Origin of the sequence: Vibrio sp. Vb1026, from assembly GCF_033338745.1 — a bacterium.
GTDB lineage: Bacteria > Pseudomonadota > Gammaproteobacteria > Enterobacterales > Vibrionaceae > Vibrio > Vibrio alginolyticus.
The window spans coordinates 348,057-368,227 of record NZ_JAWOTH010000002.1; the positions used below are offsets into that span (position 1 = coordinate 348,057).

At 45.9% G+C, this 20,171-nt stretch carries 18 protein-coding genes; 12 read left to right on the forward strand and 6 right to left on the reverse strand.

The window, feature by feature from the left end:
• Positions 1 to 14 precede the first annotated feature (14 nt).
• From doeA to R7E47_RS05475, 6 genes are all read left to right on the forward strand, one after another.
• Positions 15 to 1,202, forward strand: a complete 1,188-nt coding sequence (gene doeA / locus R7E47_RS05450; protein WP_005373780.1) for an ectoine hydrolase DoeA — start codon at positions 15 to 17, stop codon at positions 1,200 to 1,202.
• A 54-nt stretch (positions 1,203 to 1,256) separates the two neighbouring features.
• Positions 1,257 to 2,264, forward strand: coding sequence for a N(2)-acetyl-L-2,4-diaminobutanoate deacetylase DoeB (doeB, locus tag R7E47_RS05455; protein ID WP_005373782.1), 1,008 nt, complete (start codon positions 1,257 to 1,259; stop codon positions 2,262 to 2,264).
• A 123-nt stretch (positions 2,265 to 2,387) separates the two neighbouring features.
• Entirely contained in the window at positions 2,388 to 2,867 is a 480-nt protein-coding gene (locus R7E47_RS05460; protein ID WP_054576150.1) for an Lrp/AsnC family transcriptional regulator, read from the forward strand.
• Positions 2,868 to 3,022: 155 nt separating this feature from the next.
• Positions 3,023 to 4,543, forward strand: coding sequence for an NAD-dependent succinate-semialdehyde dehydrogenase (locus R7E47_RS05465; protein WP_318083943.1), 1,521 nt, complete (start codon positions 3,023 to 3,025; stop codon positions 4,541 to 4,543).
• Positions 4,544 to 4,584: 41 nt separating this feature from the next.
• Positions 4,585 to 5,988 carry an aspartate aminotransferase family protein gene (locus R7E47_RS05470; RefSeq protein WP_213891505.1) on the forward strand — a complete coding sequence of 468 codons (1,404 nt, stop codon included), beginning with the start codon at positions 4,585 to 4,587 and terminating at the stop codon, positions 5,986 to 5,988.
• 172 nt (positions 5,989 to 6,160) lie between these two features.
• On the forward strand, positions 6,161 to 6,682 hold the full coding sequence (locus tag R7E47_RS05475; RefSeq protein WP_005387057.1) for a DUF2058 domain-containing protein: 522 nt from the start codon (positions 6,161 to 6,163) through the stop codon (positions 6,680 to 6,682).
• Positions 6,683 to 6,775: 93 nt separating this feature from the next.
• Here R7E47_RS05475 and R7E47_RS05480 read toward each other — a convergent pair whose 3' ends face one another.
• The 3 genes from R7E47_RS05480 to R7E47_RS05490 all read right to left on the reverse strand — a co-directional run bounded on the left by R7E47_RS05480 (position 6,776) and on the right by R7E47_RS05490 (position 8,749).
• Positions 6,776 to 7,390, reverse strand: coding sequence for a LysE family translocator (locus tag R7E47_RS05480; RefSeq protein ID WP_017633575.1), 615 nt, complete (start codon positions 7,388 to 7,390; stop codon positions 6,776 to 6,778).
• A gap of 77 nt (positions 7,391 to 7,467) precedes the next feature.
• Positions 7,468 to 7,860 carry a ribosome recycling factor family protein gene (locus R7E47_RS05485; protein ID WP_262595853.1) on the reverse strand — a complete coding sequence of 131 codons (393 nt, stop codon included), beginning with the start codon at positions 7,858 to 7,860 and terminating at the stop codon, positions 7,468 to 7,470.
• 19 nt (positions 7,861 to 7,879) lie between these two features.
• Positions 7,880 to 8,749, reverse strand: a complete 870-nt coding sequence (locus R7E47_RS05490; RefSeq protein ID WP_054702556.1) for a LysR family transcriptional regulator — start codon at positions 8,747 to 8,749, stop codon at positions 7,880 to 7,882.
• Positions 8,750 to 8,854: 105 nt separating this feature from the next.
• On the opposite strand from R7E47_RS05490, the gene R7E47_RS05495 reads away from it, so the two are divergent.
• Together R7E47_RS05495 and ansB are read left to right on the forward strand one after the other, a co-directional pair.
• Positions 8,855 to 10,111: an adenylosuccinate synthase gene (locus R7E47_RS05495; RefSeq protein WP_017819812.1), complete on the forward strand. Its 1,257-nt coding sequence runs from the start codon at positions 8,855 to 8,857 to the stop codon at positions 10,109 to 10,111.
• 372 nt (positions 10,112 to 10,483) lie between these two features.
• Positions 10,484 to 11,548 (forward strand): L-asparaginase 2, encoded by a 1,065-nt coding sequence (gene ansB / locus R7E47_RS05500; RefSeq protein ID WP_318083946.1) that lies wholly within the window; start codon positions 10,484 to 10,486, stop codon positions 11,546 to 11,548.
• 76 nt (positions 11,549 to 11,624) lie between these two features.
• Here the strand turns inward: ansB and R7E47_RS05505 are convergent, their stop codons facing one another.
• Complete coding sequence (locus R7E47_RS05505; RefSeq protein WP_005392709.1) at positions 11,625 to 12,461, reverse strand: pyruvate, water dikinase regulatory protein; 837 nt, start codon at positions 12,459 to 12,461, stop codon at positions 11,625 to 11,627.
• Between the two features lie 251 nt (positions 12,462 to 12,712).
• Between R7E47_RS05505 and ppsA the strand changes: the two genes are divergently transcribed.
• The 4 genes from ppsA (at position 12,713) to tyrS (ending at position 18,377) form a co-directional block, all read left to right on the forward strand.
• The gene (gene ppsA, locus R7E47_RS05510) at positions 12,713 to 15,085 is read left to right on the forward strand and encodes a phosphoenolpyruvate synthase (RefSeq protein WP_318083948.1); all 2,373 of its coding nucleotides are present in this window, start codon (positions 12,713 to 12,715) and stop codon (positions 15,083 to 15,085) included.
• 170 nt (positions 15,086 to 15,255) lie between these two features.
• Positions 15,256 to 16,035 carry a hypothetical protein gene (locus tag R7E47_RS05515; RefSeq protein ID WP_005373824.1) on the forward strand — a complete coding sequence of 260 codons (780 nt, stop codon included), beginning with the start codon at positions 15,256 to 15,258 and terminating at the stop codon, positions 16,033 to 16,035.
• A gap of 193 nt (positions 16,036 to 16,228) precedes the next feature.
• Complete coding sequence (locus tag R7E47_RS05520; protein ID WP_021707696.1) at positions 16,229 to 17,035, forward strand: response regulator transcription factor; 807 nt, start codon at positions 16,229 to 16,231, stop codon at positions 17,033 to 17,035.
• Positions 17,036 to 17,117: 82 nt separating this feature from the next.
• A complete protein-coding gene (gene tyrS / locus R7E47_RS05525; RefSeq protein WP_318083951.1) occupies positions 17,118 to 18,377 on the forward strand; it encodes a tyrosine--tRNA ligase in 1,260 nt (419 codons plus the stop codon).
• Positions 18,378 to 18,483: 106 nt separating this feature from the next.
• On the opposite strand, the gene R7E47_RS05530 is transcribed toward tyrS, so the two are convergent.
• Both R7E47_RS05530 and R7E47_RS05535 read right to left on the reverse strand, forming a co-directional pair.
• The gene (locus R7E47_RS05530; protein ID WP_005387081.1) at positions 18,484 to 19,518 is read right to left on the reverse strand and encodes a PotD/PotF family extracellular solute-binding protein; all 1,035 of its coding nucleotides are present in this window, start codon (positions 19,516 to 19,518) and stop codon (positions 18,484 to 18,486) included.
• Between the two features lie 137 nt (positions 19,519 to 19,655).
• Positions 19,656 to 20,015 carry a DUF6559 family protein gene (locus R7E47_RS05535; protein ID WP_017819807.1) on the reverse strand — a complete coding sequence of 120 codons (360 nt, stop codon included), beginning with the start codon at positions 20,013 to 20,015 and terminating at the stop codon, positions 19,656 to 19,658.
• Positions 20,016 to 20,171: the final 156 nt, after the last annotated feature.

Here is a 20,171-nt window from a genome sequence, read left to right on the forward strand (position 1 = left end):
AACAAGGAGAAAATATGAGAGGCGTTGCTTTGCATTTTACACTGGATGAGTTCCAGGATCGGTTAACGAAAGTTCGGCAATCGATGGAAGAAAGAGAATTGGATGTCCTTATCATTCATGACCCTTCTAACATGGCGTGGCTGACAGGCTATGATGGGTGGTCTTTTTACGTGCCACAATGTGTCGTTGTTGGTCCATCTGATGAACCCGTTTGGTTTGGACGCTGCCAAGATGCCAACGGAGCATACAGGACTGCGTATATGTCGGCAGAAAACATCACCTACTATCCAGACCATTATGTAATGAATCCGCCGCTACACCCGATGGATTTCCTGGTCGAAGCCGTACTGGCTCCGCGCCTTTGGGATCGTGGTCGCATCGGCGTAGAAAAAGATAACTATTACTTTAGCGCCACCGCTTACGAATCACTCACTACGCACCTACCGAATGCTCAACTTCTCGATGCAACTGGACTAGTCAACTGGTGCCGCGCCGTTAAATCCGATCAAGAACTGGCGTACATGTACCGTGCCGCTCGCATTGTTGAAAATATGCACCGCGTCGCGTTCGACATGATTGAACCAGGATTACCGAAACACCACCTTGTTGCCGAGATTAACCGCCAAGCCGTGCTCGGGCATGAAGACCACTTTGGCGATTACACCGCGATTGTGCCGCTTTTGCCATCAGGTTCTGATGCTTCCGCACCTCACCTGACTTGGGATGACAGACCCTTCAAGAAAGGTGAAGGGACGTTTTTTGAAATCGCAGGGGCGCACCGCCGTTACCATTGCCCACTCTCACGCACTATTTTTCTTGGCGAGCCTGACGACAAGTTCAAACGAGCCGACGAAGCCCTAACTTTAGGACTTGAAGCAGGCCTAAAAGTGGCAAAGCCCGGAAATACCTGCGCCGACATCGCCAATGCACTAAACCAGGTTCTCGATAAAGCGGGATTCTCACGCGAAGGCGCCCGTTGTGGCTATCCAATAGGTTTGAGCTACCCGCCAGATTGGGGGGAACGAACCATGAGTTTGCGAGACACCGATAAAACCATCTTGAGAGAAGGCATGACATTCCATTTTATGCCGGGGCTGTGGTTCAAAGATTGGGGGTTAGAAACAACGGAAAGTATCGTCATTACCCATGATGGAGCAAAAACGCTGTGTGACTTTCCACGCCACTTATTTGTTAAACACTAATTTTTCAAACCTCAAGCTCTGTTGAGCTAGGTCTGAGAACTAAAAGGACTTGATATGCAAAAAAGCTCGATCACAGCCACCATAGACTTTGACCGAGAAGGTGTACAGCACGGCTTTTTAACGCTGCCCTATTCACATGACGACTCCGCTTGGGGAAGTATTATGATACCTATCACCGTGATCAAAAATGGTCACGGACCAACCGCACTGCTTACTGGCGGTAATCACGGAGACGAATACGAAGGCATCACCAGCCTGCTAAAATTGACGAACTCGCTTCAGGCAGATCAAATCCAAGGTCGTGTCATTATTGTACCCATGATGAACTTACCTGCGGTACAAAATGCCTCACGTACGTCGTTTATCGATAAAGGGAATTTAAATCGCAGCTTTCCCGGCAACCCCATAGGCACAGTGACCGAGAAAATTGCGGATTATTTTACTCGTTACCTAGTTCCTAAGTGCGATTTTGCGTTAGACATTCACTCAGGTGGTAAAACGTTAGATATCGTGCCGTTCGCCGCTGCCCATCGTCTCGACAATCTCGATCAAGAAGAAGCCTGCATATTAGGTGCAAAACTGTTTGGCGCACCTTACACCATGATCTTGCTCGAAATGGACGCCACCAGCCTGTATGACACTGCCGTGGAGTCTCAGGGAAAAATCTTTGTTACCACCGAACTCAGAGGAGGCGGAACCAGCACTCCAGAAACCATCGCTTATTCCGACCGTGGCATTCGCAACTTCTTGCGCTTCTCAGGCAACTTGCCCGGTGACTACGAACAACCAACCCAACCAACTAAGTTATTAGATATGCCTGATGCAAGTTGTTATGTGCAAAGCCAGCACCACGGCATCACAGAATACTTATTTGATCTTGGCGATACCGTCAAAAAGGGAGATGTATTAGTGAGAATCTTCTCGACCGAGCGCACAGGTACCGCCCCCGTTGAGTACAAGTCACAGCGCAATGGTATTTTCGCGGCACGTCGTTTTCCTGCTATGGTGAATATCGGTGACACTATCGCAGTTATAGCCGAAGACTGCGGCGAGATAGGCTGATTGAAAAGCCAACTAAAGAAATCAAAACAAATGGCATACCAGAAGCAAACTGGAAAGCACCTTATAACAGCGACCAGTCATCAGCCTTTATGAAATGATTAGTATTCAACAGGGAGACTCATAATGCGCCTCGATCGCTACGACGTAAAAATTCTACAAATACTTCATGATAATGGTCGTATCACCAAATCTCACCTTGCCGAGGCCATCAACCTATCCGTGAGCCCTTGCTGGGAGCGCGTCAAAAAACTGGAAGAAGCAGGCATCATTGAAGGCTACGGAGCAAGAGTAAATACCGATATTTTGTTCAAACGAACGTCGGTTATGGTTGAAGTTACGCTCAAAGAACACAACGCCCAAGCGTTCAAACGCTTCGAGCAACTGGTTCAACATTCACCAGAAGTCACTGATTGCTATGCCACGGGCGGTGGTGTCGATTACATCCTTAAAATTCAGTCAGAAGATATCGACCAATATCAGCGGCTTATCGACAACTGGTTAGACTCAGATGTGGGCATTGAGCGCTACTTTACTTACATTGTGACAAAAACAATCAAACGTGATGCGGGCACATTCGAAGTAAACCAAAACGCTTTGTTATAAAAGGGAAAATGCGCATCAGACGTGAACAGAAAAAACACCATATTTAACGGCACTAAAAAGAAAGTTCTGACGTTTTAAACCTCGGTATCAGAAATTATTTCGGTCACTTCTCCATTACAGTTTCATTATGGACAACGATGCTGGGAGAAGGACTTATGACAGCACTGCACAGCTTACATGCAGAGGAATTAAAAGCCTCGCACGACATGATGGCGATAATGAAAGACGTACGTTTGGTGAGAGGTTTAGCGTACGTAAATGGCAAATGGGTAAGTGGTGATCAATTTCATCCGGTGGATAATCCAGCAGATGGCACGGTCATCGGTTACATCACTAAGCTATCTCAGCAACAACTCTATCAAGCGATTGATAAAGCCGACCAAGCCTTTCGTCAATGGCGAAAAATGCAAGCAGAAGAGCGCGCTGAAATTCTCATGCGTTGGCACGACCTGATTCTAGAATCAAAGCAAGATCTTGCTCATTTGATGGTGATGGAGCAAGGAAAAACACTAGGTGATGCTGTAGGTGAGATTGACTACGGCGCATCCTTTGTTCGTTGGTTTGCCGAAGAAGCACGCCGCAGCTATGGTGAAACCATCCCAAGTCATATTCCGAATGCGCAGCTATCAACCGTGCGCGAGCCGATTGGTGTCGCAGCACTGATTACGCCATGGAACTTTCCTAATGCCATGATCACACGCAAAGCCGCTGCCGCACTAGCAATAGGCTGTCCGGTGCTCATTAAGCCCGCCAGTGAAACGCCTTTTTCTGCGTTAGCGTTGGCAGAGTTAGCAGACCGAGCTGGCTTTCCACCTGGTGTCTTTAACGTGATCACTGGCGATGCGGTGATGGTGTCACAAGCCTTGTGTCACTCCGATAAAGTCAAAGCGCTCTCGTTCACAGGCTCAACTCGAGTAGGCAAACTATTGCTACGCGACGCGGCACAAACCGTGAAGAAGTGCAGTATGGAGCTCGGTGGTAACGCCCCTTTCATCGTGCTGCCAGATATGGATGTCGAGCAAGCAGCCAAAGCCGCCGTGGATGCGAAGTTTCAAACCGCAGGACAAGACTGCTTGGCCGCAAACCGTATTTTCGTCCCTGACGATAAGTACGAAGCGTTTTTGGAAGCGTTTGCCAAAGAAATGAGCCACATCGTTTTGGGCAATGGCTTAGACGAAAAAACCACCATGGGACCGCTTATTAATCGCACTGCGGTGGATAAAGCGCATGATTTGGTGCGTGACGCGCTCGACAAAGGCGCGCGATTGGTAGCGGGATACCACCAGCCCGTACCAGGCGAAAACTTCTTCGCGCCGACATTGCTAGCCGATGTAACACCAGAAATGGCGATGTATCGCGAAGAGAATTTTTGTCCTGTGGCAGGCGTATTGCCTTACCAAGACTTAGATACCGTGATTGAAATGAGCAACGACACTGAGTACGGCTTAGCTGCCTATGTTTATGGTCACGATATTCACCAAATTTGGCACTGCATGCGCGGTTTGGAGTTTGGCATGGTGAGCGTGAACTCCGTCAAAATGACAGGGCACCCTATCCCATTCGGCGGCGTGAAACAGTCTGGTCTTGGACGAGAAGGAAGCCGTCACGGATTTGAAGAATACAGCGAAATCAAATACTGCTGCTTAGGCGCTTTACCAACCGTCAGTGGCAGTTGAGGCACGAAATATGGATATCCAATTATTCGAGGAGAAGGATCATGAGTAACAAAACCCAACAACTTATAGAGATCGATCGTCAGAGAGTATTTCATGCCTCAACCCACCTGAAGCAGTATGCGGCCGGGGAGCTTTCGGGAAGAATTATCTCGAGCGGAAGCGGAATACGCATCACCGATTCAGAAGGCATCGAGCTGATAGACGGCTTTGCCGGGTTGTATTGTGTGAACATTGGCTATGGCAGGACTGAAATGGCCGATGCGATTTATGAACAAGCCAAAGAACTGGCGTACTACCACACTTACGTCGGCCATACGAACGAAGCGCTCGTGACACTGTCAGATCGCATCATCAAAATGGCGCCTGAAGGCATGAGCAAAGTTTACTACGGCATGTCAGGCAGCGACGCGAACGAAACTCAACTTAAGTTGGTGTGGTATTACAACAATGCTCGTGGTCTACCAGAGAAGAAAAAAATCATTTCGCGTGACCGCGGCTACCATGGTTCAAGTATCGCGTCCGGTTCAATGACAGGTTTACCGTTGTTCCACGCCCATTTTGATTTACCACTTGAGCGTATCAAACATACCATCGCGCCATATTATTATCGCCGTGAAGACGAGAGTATGTCTGAGCTTGAATTCTCTCAATATTGCGCAGATCAACTCGAAGCGATGATCTTGGAAGAAGGCCCAGAAACGGTAGCAGCAATGATTGCGGAACCAGTGCTCGGTACTGGCGGTATTGTGCCACCACCAGCAGGGTACTGGCAGGCGATTCGCAAAGTACTCGACAAATACGATGTACTCTTGATTGCGGATGAAGTGGTGTGTGGCTTTGGTCGCCTCGGCTCCGATTTTGGCTCACTCCACTACGACATGAAACCAGATCTCATCACGGTAGCGAAAGGGTTAACCTCAGCGTATCAACCGCTGTCTGGCGTGATCGTCGGTGAACGAGTTTGGAGTGTGCTAGAAAACGGCACCGACCAATGGGGCGCTATCGGACACGGTTATACCTACTCTGGTCACCCAATGGGAGCGGCAGCCGCGAACTGCAACCTCGATATCATTGAACGTGAAGGCTTAGTGCAAAACGCGGCCGAAGTCGGCGCTTACTTGCAGCAACGTATGGCAGAGACGTTTAACGATCATCCATTAGTCGGTGATACTCGTGGCGTTGGCTTGTTGCATGCGTTGGAGTTTTCTTCAGACAAGCTTCGCCGAGCACACTTTGATCCAAACTTGAAAGTAGGCCCGCAAATCGCGGCGGCCTGTTTAGAGCAAGGCTTAATCGCTCGCGCTATGCCACATGGTGACATCCTCGGTTTTGCTCCACCGCTTATCGCGAATCGCAACGATATAGACACCATTGTCGACAAAGCGCATCAAGCGGTAAACAAAGTGATGGATAACCTCGTCACATCTAAACAGTGGCAGCCATAACCCACCTAGATTTCAGTAATGCTCGCGGGCTTTGGAGAAGGCCCGCTTTGCACTTTCCATTAAAGAGATAACAAGCCAACCAAACATTTTAGACCCATAGAAAGCACTATTATTTACTACAAGTGGCAATAGTGGGTAAAATGCCCCAAATTGCGCACTAACTGGATAAAACATGGCAAAACTTACCCTTCAAGAACAAATGCTGAAAGCTGGCTTAGTTAATGAAAAGAAACTAAAGAAAGCGAAGAAAGGCTCTAAAAAATCACGCGTTCAAGCACGCGAAGTAAAAGCGGCGGTTGAAGAGAATAAACGCCAACAGTTAGAGCGTGATAAACAATTGAGCGAGCAACAAAATGCTGAGCGATTAAATAAAGAGATCAAAGCGCAGATCAATCAATTGATTGAGGTGAACAAGATCGACTTAAAAGATGGCGACATCAAATACAACTTCACTCACGGTACGCTAGTGAAATCACTTTATGTAGATTCACTTATCCGCGAGCAGTTGATCAAAGGTATTTTGGCAATCGCAATTGTTGGTGAAAGCTATGTTGTCATTCCACGTGGAGTAGCGAATAAAATTGCTCAACGTGATGAGTCCGTCATCATCGAACAAAAAGAACCTGAATCGGACATTCCAGCAGAAGACGATCCATACGCAGATTTCGTCGTGCCTGACGATTTGATGTGGTAACAATAAATTAATCGATGCATCAACGAAAAGAGCCGTTGATGTAACATCAGCGGCTTTTTTTATAGAAAAATAATCTACAGAGATGATGTGTTGTTATTGCTTACTTAGTAGCAAATTCGCACCTGATGCGGCTAAAAACAACGAACATCCGCGATTGAAACGTTTCGCCATTTTTGGATTTGAAAACCAGTGTCTCAAGTACAAACCAAAGATGGCATAGATTGAAATGGCGACCATTTCTAATATCAAAAACGTGGAGCCAAGGGCAAAAAACTGCTCTTGAACGTTGGCATTGGCATCAACAAATTGCGGCAAGAATGCAGTAAAAATAAGTATCGCTTTCGGGTTGCCAGCAGCAAGCGTAAATTCTTGCTTCGCAAGTCCTGCGTAATTGCGCGAATTGTCCAAGTCAGAGATCGGGCTGGACTCTGAACGCCAAAGGTTGAACGCAATCCACAGTAGATACAACGCCCCTACCAACTTTATTGCCAAGAATAGCATTTCTGACGTATACAAAATCACAGCCAGACCTGATGCAGACAACGCAATCATCGCTGAAAAAGCAGCAATTCTGCCTAAACTGGCCGTAAACGCGGCCCTAAAGCCGTAACAACGCGCATTATTCATTGCCAATAAATTGTTTGGGCCAGGAGCCATATTGAGAGCAAAGCAAGCAGGAATAAAAAGGAGAAGCTGCCAAATATCCATAATAAAATGGTCTTAGTGAGTGATTTTGATCGGTACCCTAACATCTGTTAATAAAGTGAGTAAACCACAAACCGATCTTAAAGCAACTCAGCATCAAATCGTGCCGTGCGAGCTTGAACTAACGTGCAGTTCGTTTCAGCCATCAGCTCCGCTAAGGTGATGTTTGGGTTTTGTCTCACCAAACGTATCAACTTCACGTCCAAAGGTTCCAATTTGTCTTGGTGAGCAAGTAGAGCTTGTTCGATCTTGTTGATCGCAAATCGCATCGTCTCTGCTTCTTCGTTTTTGAGATGCTCTAAAAACGCTTTTACATCCAAAGCCTCGCCTGAGATTTGCCAGTGACGAGATCGTCTAATTCTCTTAAGATCGCACTGTTTTTCTGCTGCGAGTGTTTTCGCTCGCTTGGCATGGTCGCCCCCAATACGGTGAATCAAGGATTGGAGCGAAATCGTAATCTTCGTCTCTTTCATGGCCTTTTCTTTCATCGTCTTAGCCCTCAACCACCGACACATTCTCGCCAACCCAAGCCAACAACTGTTTTGCCGCTTTGGATAACACCTGATTTTGACGCACGATGTAGCCGAAATCAGTGTTTGGAAAACTTGGCAAAGGCGTAACTTCACGAGAAAGCTTTAATCTCGGATCGAGCGAGAAATCCGGCACAATAGCAGTCCCAAACCCCGCTTCCGCCCAGTCGATTTGTGCTTCCACACTGCCCACTTCCATCACGCGATGCTTAGGCAGATTTAGTTCAGGTAAAGACGCATCAATCAGCTCTCGGGTTCGAGTATCGTGCCCTAGCAGGATCAGCGTCTGGCTCTCTTTTCGATTGTCTTGCCACTCAAAAATGTTATCGCCAAACGCACACCAGTGAATCTGCGTGAGAGGCGTAAAATGCAGCGGTTGACTCTCTTTTTGTGCGATAACAAAGCCGATATCGGCACGCGCACTTTTCACCAAATCCACCGCTTGAGAAGATGTGGTATTGAACAATGCCAAGTCGATCCCCGGATATTCACTTTTGAATTGCTGAAATGGTTTGATAAGCAGTAAACGTGAAACAATATCGCTCGCCGCAATAGAAAGCGTCCCCTGCGTAAGATCGTTGATGGCATTGAGATCCGACTGACAAATTTGCAGCTCATTGAGCATCCGCTGCGCCGTAACTAACAAACGCTTCCCCGCTTGCGTCAACTGCACAGGATTTCGCTCAATCAATTTCGTGCGCGTGGCTTGCTCCAACTGCTTGATATGCAAACTTACGTTCGGCTGCGTCATGTGCAGTTCCGTCGCTGTTTTACCAAAGTGTTTTACCTCTGCAAGAGTTACGAAGGTTCGCAGCCAGTTCAAATCTAACATTGCCAATTCCGATATGAAATTCTTATCAAGTTAATGAGTATAATTAATTTCTCTTATTATGGCGAACACCTTAAGATTTTTGCATCTGTTTTTGGAGATTAAATTATGTCGTCTATCGTTGTTGTGGGTGCAAACTGGGGTGATGAAGGCAAAGGCCGCATCGTTGACTTTTTGGCAGAGCAAGCTTCTGCGAGCATTCGTTTCCAAGGTGGTAACAACGCGGGTCACACCGTGGTTAACGATCTAGGTACGTTTAAGCTGCACCAGCTACCAAGTGGCGTATTCAACCCAGACTGTTTGGCAGTGTTAGGTCCGGGTATGGTTATCAGCCCTGCGTTGCTGTCTCAGGAGATTGCGGAAGTTGAAGAAGCAGGCGTAAAAGTGAATATGTGCATCTCTGATCGCGCAACACTGTGTCTACCTCTACATGCACTAGAAGATACGCTAGAAGAACAACGTTTAGGCGACAAAGCATACGGTTCAACTCGTCAAGGTATTGCACCTGCTTACGGTGACCGCGTAATGAAGAAAGGCATCCTAGTTGGTTGGTTGAAGCAACCAGAAGTATTGGTTGAACGCCTTCAATTCATGATGGATTGGAAACTGCCGCAACTGCGTGCACTTTACCCGACGTTCGAGTTTGAACAAACCGCTGAAGAACTGGCGAACTGGCTGCTAGAAGTCTCTGCACCTTGGCGCGATTCAATTTGCAACGTAACGCTTCCTCTAAAAGAACTACAAGCGAAAGACAAAACTCTATTGTTCGAAGCGCAGCTTGGCGCGGGTCGTGACCTTGTTTACGGTGAGTACCCTTGGACAACATCTTCTAACGTTGTATCAATGTACGCGGGTATCGGTAGTGGCCTTCCGGCACTTCGTCCTGAACGCGTTATTGCGGTTGCAAAAGCCTTCAGCTCATCAGTGGGTACTGGTACGTTGATCACTGCAATGGAAGAGCAAGACGCTTTCCGCGAACTTGCTGGCGAGTTCGGTGCAACTACAGGTCGTCCACGCGATATGGGCTACTTCGACGCAGTCGCTACTAAGAATGGTGTTGAACTGCAAGCAGCAACTGAAATTGCGCTAACTAAAGTAGACTGTTTGACTGGCCTTAACGATCTGAAAATCTGTGTTGGCTACGAAGGCGACCACAACGAAAACCCAATCTGGCCTCAAACTGCCTCTCTTGCACCAATCTACGAGAAGATGGAAAGCTGGAGCGAGGACATCACTGGTTGTCGTAAGTTTGAAGAGCTTCCAGTAGCAGCACAGAAATACGTTCTACGCATTGAGGAACTCATGGGCGTACCAGTAAAAATGGTGTCTGTGGGTCCTGGTCGTGAACAAATGATTATGCGATAAGATGTGAATTAACACATCATTGGCAAGCGGCTTTTATCTGTTCCGGGGTAAAGCCGCTTTTTTTTTACACTGTAAACTTTGGAAAATTGCACGGCTAAATTCATGTTTAATAACCTCATCACGAGCCCCCCACCTCCTTTATTTACAAATCAATAAATTATAGGACTTAACACGTTGTGCACGTTACTAGCACATCTCACTTGTTAAAGAAGCACGTCAATTAGGTTAACTGGTTGATTTGATATTCTTTAAGTGATTAGTTGATCACGATCTTCATCTGCAATTTGTTGAACTAGTACTCAAAAAAATCTAACCCGCTGTTTTTAGGATAGATGAGTTCCCCAACATCCAACCTAACAGCAGGTGATTCCCATGACGAAAAATCTTTTCCGCCTCAGTACGATAACCCTTGGTTTGTGCCTTAGTTCTTTGTCTTTCGCGCAATCCGATCTTCCGAACATTAAAATTCTTGCCACTGGCGGCACCATAGCAGGCGCAGGTCAATCTGCAACAGAATCAAACTACACAGCAGGTAAAGTCGGCGTTGAATCATTGATTTCTGCGGTGCCGAGTATGACCAAGATTGCCGATATTTCTGGAGAGCAAGTGGTCAGTATCGGTTCACAAGATATGAATGATGAAGTGTGGCTAAAATTATCGAAAAGAGTTAATGAGCTACTCGATCAAGATGATGTTGACGGCATCGTCATTACTCATGGTACGGATACGTTAGAGGAAACCGCTTACTTCCTTGATCTGACCGTCAAGAGCAAAAAGCCTGTCGTGATCGTCGGTGCAATGCGTCCTTCCACCGCAATGAGTGCTGATGGACCAGTCAACTTATACAATGCAGTCGTAACAGCCACCGATGAAGATTCAGAAGGACGTGGCGTGCTAGTCGCAATGAATGACACGATTTTCGATGCGCGAGATGTGACAAAAACCAATACAACCTCCGTCAGCACTTTCCAGTCACCCAACTTTGGTGCTATCGGCTACATTCATAATAGCGATGCCAAATATCAACGAAGCCCAGAGCGTAAACATACGACAGAAACCCCATTCGATGTATCAAAGCTTACTAAGTTGCCTAAGGTCGGTATTGTTTATAACTATGCAAATGCCTCCAATTTGCCAGTGAAAGCCTTTGTGGATGCGAAGTTTGACGGCATCGTAAGTGCTGGTGTCGGTAATGGTAACTTGTACCACACTTTGTTTGATGAGCTAGAGAAAGCGAGTAAAGATGGCGTTGTTGTTGTAAGAAGCTCCCGAACGCCTAGCGGCTCAACCACTTTGGATGCTGAAATTGATGACGAAAAATACGGCTTTGTTGCCGCTGGTACATTGAACCCACAAAAAGCACGTATCTTACTGATGCTGTCACTAACTCAGACCAAAAACTATCAAGACATCCAAAAGATGTTCCAATACTATTAATTCTGTCTAAGGTTCATTCGATAGAGGAGGTATACATCTTACCTCCTCTTACACATAGCGACATGAGCGTCTCTTGTTAGCCAAACAAGCGACGCTTCATTCCTGCTTTTTCCAGAATACGCGTAGTAATTTCCTCAACAGACAGAGAGGACGTATTGATATATGGGATCGCCTCTCTTCTAAACAACGCCTCAACAGTGTCTAGCTCCAGCTTGCACTGCTCTGTGCTAGCGTAATCACTTCCAGACAAACGATTTTCACGGATTTCAGTCAAGCGCTCGGGATCAATAGTCAGCCCGAACAACTTATGACGATGGATCTCAAATTCAGGCAACAAACGCATCATCTTCACATCTTCCGCAATGAACGGATAGTTCACAACACGTAAACCAAATTGCATCGCCATGTACAAGCTAGTGGGCGTTTTTCCACTGCGCGACACGCCAAGTAAGATGATATCGGCTTGTTCCAGCCCTTTTAACGTGATGCCATCATCATGCGCCAATGTATATTCAATGGCCGCGATACGATCGAAATAGGTATCGGAATCTTTCCCCACACTGCGAGAGCGTTGCAACTTGGGTTTTGGCGCCATCTGAATGTCGTCTTGCACTTTCTGTACAATGCTTTCCAACACATCGTAGCTGTATGCAGGCGCTTCCAGCAGCATTTCACGTACGTCTGGCACCACGATAGAGAAAAACACCAGAGGTTTGACGCCATTGCGTTGGTAGGAAGTTTCAATTTCTTTTACAACGTCAGCAACTTTGTCCTGGCTTTCTACGAACGGAAAGGTTTTTTCGTTAGGAATGAACGGAAATTGACCGAGAACAACATGCCCTAATGTCTCACATGTTATCGCCGTACCGTCAGAAACATAGAACACATCACGACTTTGGTTATTTATTTGCATTTCTGTTTAATTTTTCAAAATCTTTTGAGTAGGATGGTACACATAATATTAATAAATCAGTTTGGCTTTCAGTTAGGTTCACCACAGCTTTAAAAATTCTTTTGAATTTTTTTCAGCCAGAACGTAATCGTTTGCCTTTGATATCAATCTAAATGAAGCAATGTATGGTCAACGTGTAATAACAGCCAACATGCGATTGTTTAGATCGATTTAAGTCCCCCTACTAAGCTGCAATGTTTCTGGAGAAAGACATGCAAAAGAACACCCTCTGGTTCAATGGCCTATCCATGGATGATGTCGACAAAGTCGGCGGTAAGAATGCTTCACTTGGCGAAATGGTTTCTAACCTAGCAAACGCAGGCGTTTCTGTACCAAATGGTTTTGCGACAACCTCATACGCGTTTAACCAATTCCTTGACCACGAAGGTTTGGATGAGCGTATTCACCAATTACTCGATGAACTAGACGTTGAAGATGTAGAAGCTCTGCGTAAGACAGGTGCAAACATTCGTCAATGGGTATTAGAGGCCCCTTTCCCTGCGGACCTTGAACAAGAAATTCGTGAAAATTACCAAGAACTGATCGAAGGCAATCCTGAGCTTTCAGTCGCAGTTCGTTCATCTGCTACGGCAGAAGACCTACCTGATGCTTCTTTTGCTGGTCAGCAAGAAACGTTTTTGAACGTGAAAGGCATCGACGCAGTACTAGAAGCAACTAAGCACGTTTACGCTTCTCTATTTAACGACCGTGCGATTTCTTACCGCGTTCACCAAGGGTTCGACCACCGTGGCATCTCGCTATCTGCGGGTATCCAACGTATGGTGCGTTCAGATAAAGCCTCGTCGGGTGTTATGTTTACACTAGACACTGAATCGGGTTTCGACCAAGTTGTCTTCATCACCTCTTCATGGGGTCTAGGCGAGATGGTCGTTCAAGGTGCAGTAAACCCTGACGAGTTCTACGTTCACAAGCCAATGCTTGAAGCAGGCGAACACCCAATCGTTAAGAAAACATTTGGTTCTAAGTTGATCAAAATGATCTACTCAGATAACCAAGAAATCGGCAAACAAGTTGATATCGTTGATACTCCTGATGAAGAGCGCAACACGTTCTCATTGAACGACGACGAGATCAAAGAGCTCGCAAAGCAAGCAATGATCATCGAAAAGCACTATCAGCGTCCAATGGACATTGAATGGGCAAAAGATGGCATTGATGGCAAGCTGTACATTGTTCAAGCGCGTCCTGAAACCGTATGTTCGCAAACGGAACAAAATGTGATTGAGCGCTACGAACTACAAAACAAAGCAGATGTTTTGGTTGAAGGTCGTGCAATCGGTCAGCGCATCGGTAAAGGCGTGGTTCGCTTGGTTGACTCTCTGGACCAAATGTCTCTAGTCCAAGAAGGTGACGTGCTAGTTACAGACATGACTGACCCAGATTGGGAACCAGTGATGAAGAAAGCTTCTGCTATTGTTACCAACCGTGGCGGACGTACTTGTCACGCAGCAATCATTGCTCGTGAACTTGGTATTCCTGCAATCGTTGGCTGTGGCGATGCGACAAGCAAACTGACTGATGGCGCAACAGTGACCGTATCTTGTGCAGAAGGCGAAACGGGTTACGTTTACCAAGGTGAACTTGAGTTTGATGTAAAACGCTCTTCTGTTGATGAACTGCCACTACTGCCGACCAAAGTGATGATGAATGTGGGCAACCCAGATCGCGCATTCGACTTTGCTCAGATTCCAAACGAAGGTGTTGGTCTTGCTCGTCTAGAGTTCATCATCAACAAGATGATCGGTATTCACCCGAAAGCATTACTTAACTTTGATGCGCAAAGCGATGAGCTAAAAGCAGAAATTAAACAGCGCATTCGTGGTTACAAAGATCCTATCGATTTCTACGTGAGCAAGCTGACTGAAGGCATCGCGACTATCGCTTCTGCTTTCTGGCCAAAACGCGTCATCGTTCGTATGTCTGACTTTAAGTCTAACGAATACAGCAACTTGGTTGGTGGTAAAGCCTACGAACCGCATGAAGAAAACCCAATGCTCGGCTTCCGTGGTGCGTCTCGTTACATTTCTCCAGTGTTTGAAGATTGCTTCGAGTTAGAAACTCAAGCTATCAAGCGCGTTCGTAACGAAATGGGTCTGAAGAACGTTGAAATCATGATCCCATTCGTACGTACACCAAGCGAAGCTGCATCAGTGATAGATTTGCTAGCGAAGTTTGATCTGCGCCGTGGCGATCAGGGTCTTAAAGTCATCATGATGTGCGAACTGCCATCCAACGCGGTCCTTGCCGATGAGTTCTTGAAGTACTTTGATGGCTTCTCGATTGGCTCAAACGACATGACTCAGCTAACGCTTGGTCTTGACCGTGACTCTGGCGATGTCGCACATCTATTTGATGAGCGTAACCCAGCGGTTAAGGTGATGCTTCAGATGGCGATTGATGCGGCAACAAAAGCAGGCAAATACGTTGGTATTTGTGGTCAAGGCCCATCAGACCACGACGACTTAGCGGAATGGCTAATGGATCAAGGTATTAGCTCTGTATCACTAAACCCAGATACGGTTATCGATACTTGGTTAAAACTAGGTAAAGTTAGCAGCAAGTAACACACGATAAACTCTAGCCCTCACACTCCCCTTGTGAGGGCTTTGTTATTCACACGTCATTTCACAATCAGTTCGTGATTCCTCTCTCAAATTCGTCATTTAGTCAATTTCATTATCAAAGTCTGATGACCTAAAATGAATGGTATATCGATAACTCCAGAGAGAATTTGATGAAAAAGCCTATCGCACTCCTTACTACATTGATGCTCCTGGCATCCCCTGCTTATGCCGATTGGGATGAAATTTCCAATAAAATGTCTGAGCTTGGCGACGCAGTTTCTGATACTGCACAAGATGCTTGGGACGACACCAAAGCGTTTTCAAAACAAGCGTGGCAAGATTTCACGAATTGGTCCGAGGAAGCGATCAATACCGCAGGCGAATGGACAGAAGCCAGCATCGAGAAGAGCAAAGAATGGATAGATGCTGCCGACAAAAAAATTGATGAGCTGATGGAAGGCGATACGCCAGAAGAAGCTCGCCAAGCCGTGGACTTAATGGCAGATAGCGCTTTGCTCAAGTTATTTAATGAAAAGCCGGAGGCAAAAGCTATTTACGACAACGCGTACGGCTACGCGGTCTTTGATTCTCGTAAATTATCTTTGCTGTTTCACACCAACTCAGGGTCAGGAGTCGCAGTGAATAAGGAAACAGAAGAACGCACTTATATGAATATGTTTGGTTTGGGCGTTGCACTTGGGGCTGGCGGCAAATTTTACCAACAAGTGGTTCTGTTTGAGAGCAAAGAAGACTTTGATACGTTCGTCAACGAAGGATGGGAGGCCACAAGTGAAGCCTCTGCTGTTGCGGGCGAAGATTCAGAGCAACTTTCAAAACAATTTAACAGCGGCGTCGCCGTCTATCAGTTGAACGCTAAAGGTTTGCTCATCGATGCTAACGTGTCTGGTTCTAAATATTGGGTTAACGAAGAGCTCACTAACTCGCAGTAATGCATAGCAACTAATCGCTTAAATAAAACCGTTGTTATGCAACCTTATCAATAAGTTAACGGGGATATGATTCCTCAAAACTGAGCACTTACGCAACTTTCTCTATGGAAGTCACCTGAAGATGGCGACTTCCCTTTCTCGTTGGATTGCTTTTGGTTATGCTTGCGCAAAACCACCTGCAATTCGGTATCCCATGCCTGACAATAACTTTAATAATCTGCTAGCAGAAGCAATTTCTGCTCTTAACACGCCTAACTTTACTCCTAAACTTATGCGTGTCATTCGCACTCTTTTTCATTTTGATTGCGCAGTTATTTTAGGTTACCGAGAAGGTAAACATCCTATTTATCTCTACGACTCAATTGAGAACGAGCGAGAGTTACTTTTTCAACGCTACCTTACTGACTCATTTCAAAATGACCCTTTTTTTCTCAAACTAAACGAGACAAAGCAACAAGGCGTATTTACGCTCAAAGACGTGGCGCGTAAAGGCGTTGACTTCACCTCATACTGCGAGCAGTTCTATCATCAAACAGGGTGGAAAGACGAGCTTAGCATGCTAGTCGAAGTTGAATCTGGCCGTTGGGTCATGCTGTACTTCGGATATATGACTGATGGAAAATACTTTTCTCAGCAACAAATCAATAAGCTAAAGCCCTATTTCCCGATAATTCAGTCGCTTTGTCAGCAGCATTGGAAACAAACGGAATTTACCTTTTCTGAGCCTGTTTTTGCACAGAGTGCTTATTCTGGCAGTATGCGATTAGCCATTGAGCAAGCTTTAGCAACGTTTGGCGTAGAATCACTCACCCGTCGCGAACAAGAGGTAGCTTCGCTTCTCGCTCAAGGGTTTGACACCAAAGAAATTGCCGCGCGGTTACACTTAGTTCAAGGCACGGTCAAAAATCATCGAAAGCGAATTTACTCGCAATTAAATGTGTCTTCATTGAGTGAGTTATTCCAGCTTTTCCTCAATCACCTCATTCTCCATTCAAGATAAAAAACTGTCCCTTAAGGGATATATCGAGAAAAGGTGTCGCGTTTTAGTCTGAATACAACAACCACTAAAACAGACAAAAAGAATGACGACACCATTACTGCAAGATTTACAAGATCGTGGCTTGATTGCACAAGCCAGCGATTTGGAAGAAATTCAGACACTTCTCTCACAGCCACAAACCGTTTACTGCGGCTTCGATCCTACAGCTGGCAGCTTGCATATCGGCCACCTCGTGCCTTTGATTATGCTTAAGCGCTTTCAAGATGCCGGACACCAAGCTGTTGCCTTGATTGGCGGTGCAACGGGCATGATTGGCGACCCAAGCTTTAAAGCGACTGAGCGCAGTCTGAACTCAGAGGAAATCGTCTCAGGCTGGGTTAACGATCTTTCTAATCAAATTCATCAGTTGATGAATCACCAACTGACCAAGCCGATGATCATGGTGAACAACGCTGACTGGATGAAAGCGATCAATGTGATCGACTTCTTCCGCGATGTGGGTAAGCACTTCTCGATCAATACTATGGTCAACCGAGAATCGGTAAAACAACGCCTGCAACGACCTGACCAAGGTATCTCCTTCACCGAATTTAGCTACGCCCTACTGCAATCGTACGATTTTGCCGAGCTAAACCGTCGATACGGTTGCCGTTTGCAAATCGGTGGCAATGACCAATGGGGAAACATCGTCAGCGGGATCGATTTAACTCGCCGTCAAAATGGTGAGCAAGTATTTGGCTTAACTCTGCCGCTGATCACCAAATCCGATGGTACCAAATTTGGCAAAACCGAAGGCGGCGCAGTATGGCTAGATCCTAGCAAAACCTCTCCTTACGCGTTCTACCAGTTCTGGCTTGGCGCAGAAGACGCCGACGTTTACCACTTCCTGCGTTACTACACGTTCTTGAGCTGCGAAGAAATTGCCAGCATTGAAGCGCAAGACCAAGCAAGCCAAAGCAAGCCACAAGCACAACGTATTCTCGCTGAAGAAATGACGCGATTTGTTCATGGCGAAGACGGCCTCGCCAGTGCCGAGCGCATCACTCAAGCTTTATTCAACGGTAATGTGCAACAACTGAGTTTGGGTGAATTAAAACAATTGGAGTTGGATGGTTTACCAAGCATTGAGAGCGCACAACAAGATTTGGTTGAGCTGTTGATTGAGTCGGGTTTAGCAAGTTCGAAGCGTGTTGCACGCGAACACATCAGCAACAACGCCATCAGTGTAAACGGTGAAAAAGTGGCGGCTGATAACCCAAGTTTGAGCTTCCCACTGTTTGATCAATATTGGTTACTGCAACGCGGTAAAAAGCACTTCTGCCTCGTGAAGCGTGCCGCGTAGTAACACTCGAAGTACAAAGCCCATAAAAAATTCCCCTCACCGCTTTCGTGATGAGGGGAATTCAAATTTGAACGATTTTAAGCCTAACAATAGGCAAAGGCGTTGCTTATTGCGTTCTTAAACGTTGCCAGTACTTTTCGTAAATCGCTAACGTTTCTGCGCCAACATCATTAATAAACTCGCCTTTTTTCATGTCTTCTGATGAAGGGAAAATAGTACGGTTGTTTTTCAATTCTTCTGGCAATTTGTCACGCCCAGCGTTCGTTGCCGACGCATAACCCAAACTGGTCACGATTTCCGCTTGGTTCTCTGATTGGTACATGAAGTTAATAAATTTATGCGCCAATGCTTTGTTTTTACTGCCAGACGGAATAGTGAAGTTGTCCATCCACAATACCGCGCCCTCTTCCGGCATCACGAACTTCAGCTCAGGCATTTCAACCTGTCCTTGGAATGCGTTGCCGTTCCATTGCATGCCGACCGATGTTTCACCGGACACGTAAGGGACTTGCGGCGCATCTGAGTTATACAGTAATACGTTGTTTTTCAGCGCTACTAGAGAATCAAAAGCCTGCTCGATTTCAGCTTCATCTTTGGTGTTCACGCTATGGCCATTTTTCTTCAGCGCCATACCGAACACATCGCGGACATCATCAATCAACATGACTTGTTGTTCGTATTGCGACTCCCATAAGTCAGCCCATTTTTTCACTGGTTGCTCAACCATGGATTCGTTGTAGCTGATCCCGGTAATGCCCCAAATATAAGGCAGAGAGTAATCATTTTTCGGATCGTGCGCTTGGCCAAGTAAACCGTCCATTGTGTCTTGCATGTTTGGCACTTGAGCGTGATCTATTTTCGAAAGCAGCCCTTCTCGACCCATTTTTTCAATGAAGTACGCAGAAGCAAAAACCACATCGTAGCCAGAACCTTTTAGCAATTTCAGCTTAGTGTACATTGATTCATTATTCTCAAATGTCGAATAATTAATCGTAACGCCTTCTTGTTTTTCAAACGCTTTTAACGATGCTTCCGGCAAATAGCCACCCCATGCATAAACGTTCAACGTTTTGCTATCTGCATGAGCAAACATGCTGAGCACAAGAGCACTCAGCCCCAATCCTTTGATGATTAATTTCATGGTATGCAATCCAACCAGTCCAGCGACGCGCTGGGATTCGGGTGCATAATTAGGTAATTGTTACCCAATTGAAAGAAAATTTAATTAATCTTTAACAGCAAAAATATTTATCGAATTTATAAAATTAACGCATGTTTTTAATATCGACTGTGCATACCAAAATGATGAGACATTCCATCTTCCATTCGGCCGCCTTTCCAGCCACCAGAGCCGAGTAAATTAAGCACATCTTGAGCGGTATAGTCGGCACCAGAAAAGAAATCATGCGCCACGTCTGAGCGTATTGCTTGCAACTCTGGTTGATTTTCCAAATCAAGATCTTGCGGATCCGCATATAATGCTAACGCAATTTTTTGTTGGCACGCGCTTAACTCACTGGTGCTCGTCTTTACCTGACCAACCGAAAAATACTCACGACTGCCGTATCCCACCACCAATCTGGTACTCATTAGTTTAATCACTTTCTTAATGCGACGACGTTGTATAAATCTCAACATGTTTTGTTATTCCTGTATTAAGTTGGCTATGGTCGTATTCTTTTGTTCGAATTAAAACACTCTGTTTTATCCGCGAAATTTCTCTAGCGCTTTTCGCGATGATCGGTTGTATAATACGATCCTGAAATATTTTGTTACGTTACCTCGGTAACCCCT

Excerpts from the sequence above, each read along its gene's own strand:
- doeA (WP_005373780.1), top strand. The coding sequence starts at position 15 with ATGAGAGGCGTTGCTTTGCATTTTACACTGGATGAGTTCCAGGATCGG.
- doeB (WP_005373782.1), top strand. The coding sequence starts at position 1,257 with ATGCAAAAAAGCTCGATCACAGCCACCATAGACTTTGACCGAGAAGGT.
- R7E47_RS05460 (WP_054576150.1), top strand. The coding sequence starts at position 2,388 with ATGCGCCTCGATCGCTACGACGTAAAAATTCTACAAATACTTCATGAT.
- R7E47_RS05465 (WP_318083943.1), top strand. The coding sequence starts at position 3,023 with ATGACAGCACTGCACAGCTTACATGCAGAGGAATTAAAAGCCTCGCAC.
- R7E47_RS05470 (WP_213891505.1), top strand. The coding sequence starts at position 4,585 with ATGAGTAACAAAACCCAACAACTTATAGAGATCGATCGTCAGAGAGTA.
- R7E47_RS05475 (WP_005387057.1), top strand. The coding sequence starts at position 6,161 with ATGGCAAAACTTACCCTTCAAGAACAAATGCTGAAAGCTGGCTTAGTT.
- R7E47_RS05480 (WP_017633575.1), bottom strand. The coding sequence starts at position 7,390 with ATGGATATTTGGCAGCTTCTCCTTTTTATTCCTGCTTGCTTTGCTCTC.
- R7E47_RS05485 (WP_262595853.1), bottom strand. The coding sequence starts at position 7,860 with ATGAAAGAGACGAAGATTACGATTTCGCTCCAATCCTTGATTCACCGT.
- R7E47_RS05490 (WP_054702556.1), bottom strand. The coding sequence starts at position 8,749 with ATGTTAGATTTGAACTGGCTGCGAACCTTCGTAACTCTTGCAGAGGTA.
- R7E47_RS05495 (WP_017819812.1), top strand. The coding sequence starts at position 8,855 with ATGTCGTCTATCGTTGTTGTGGGTGCAAACTGGGGTGATGAAGGCAAA.
- ansB (WP_318083946.1), top strand. The coding sequence starts at position 10,484 with ATGACGAAAAATCTTTTCCGCCTCAGTACGATAACCCTTGGTTTGTGC.
- R7E47_RS05505 (WP_005392709.1), bottom strand. The coding sequence starts at position 12,461 with ATGCAAATAAATAACCAAAGTCGTGATGTGTTCTATGTTTCTGACGGT.
- ppsA (WP_318083948.1), top strand. The coding sequence starts at position 12,713 with ATGCAAAAGAACACCCTCTGGTTCAATGGCCTATCCATGGATGATGTC.
- R7E47_RS05515 (WP_005373824.1), top strand. The coding sequence starts at position 15,256 with ATGAAAAAGCCTATCGCACTCCTTACTACATTGATGCTCCTGGCATCC.
- R7E47_RS05520 (WP_021707696.1), top strand. The coding sequence starts at position 16,229 with ATGCCTGACAATAACTTTAATAATCTGCTAGCAGAAGCAATTTCTGCT.
- tyrS (WP_318083951.1), top strand. The coding sequence starts at position 17,118 with ATGACGACACCATTACTGCAAGATTTACAAGATCGTGGCTTGATTGCA.
- R7E47_RS05530 (WP_005387081.1), bottom strand. The coding sequence starts at position 19,518 with ATGAAATTAATCATCAAAGGATTGGGGCTGAGTGCTCTTGTGCTCAGC.
- R7E47_RS05535 (WP_017819807.1), bottom strand. The coding sequence starts at position 20,015 with ATGTTGAGATTTATACAACGTCGTCGCATTAAGAAAGTGATTAAACTA.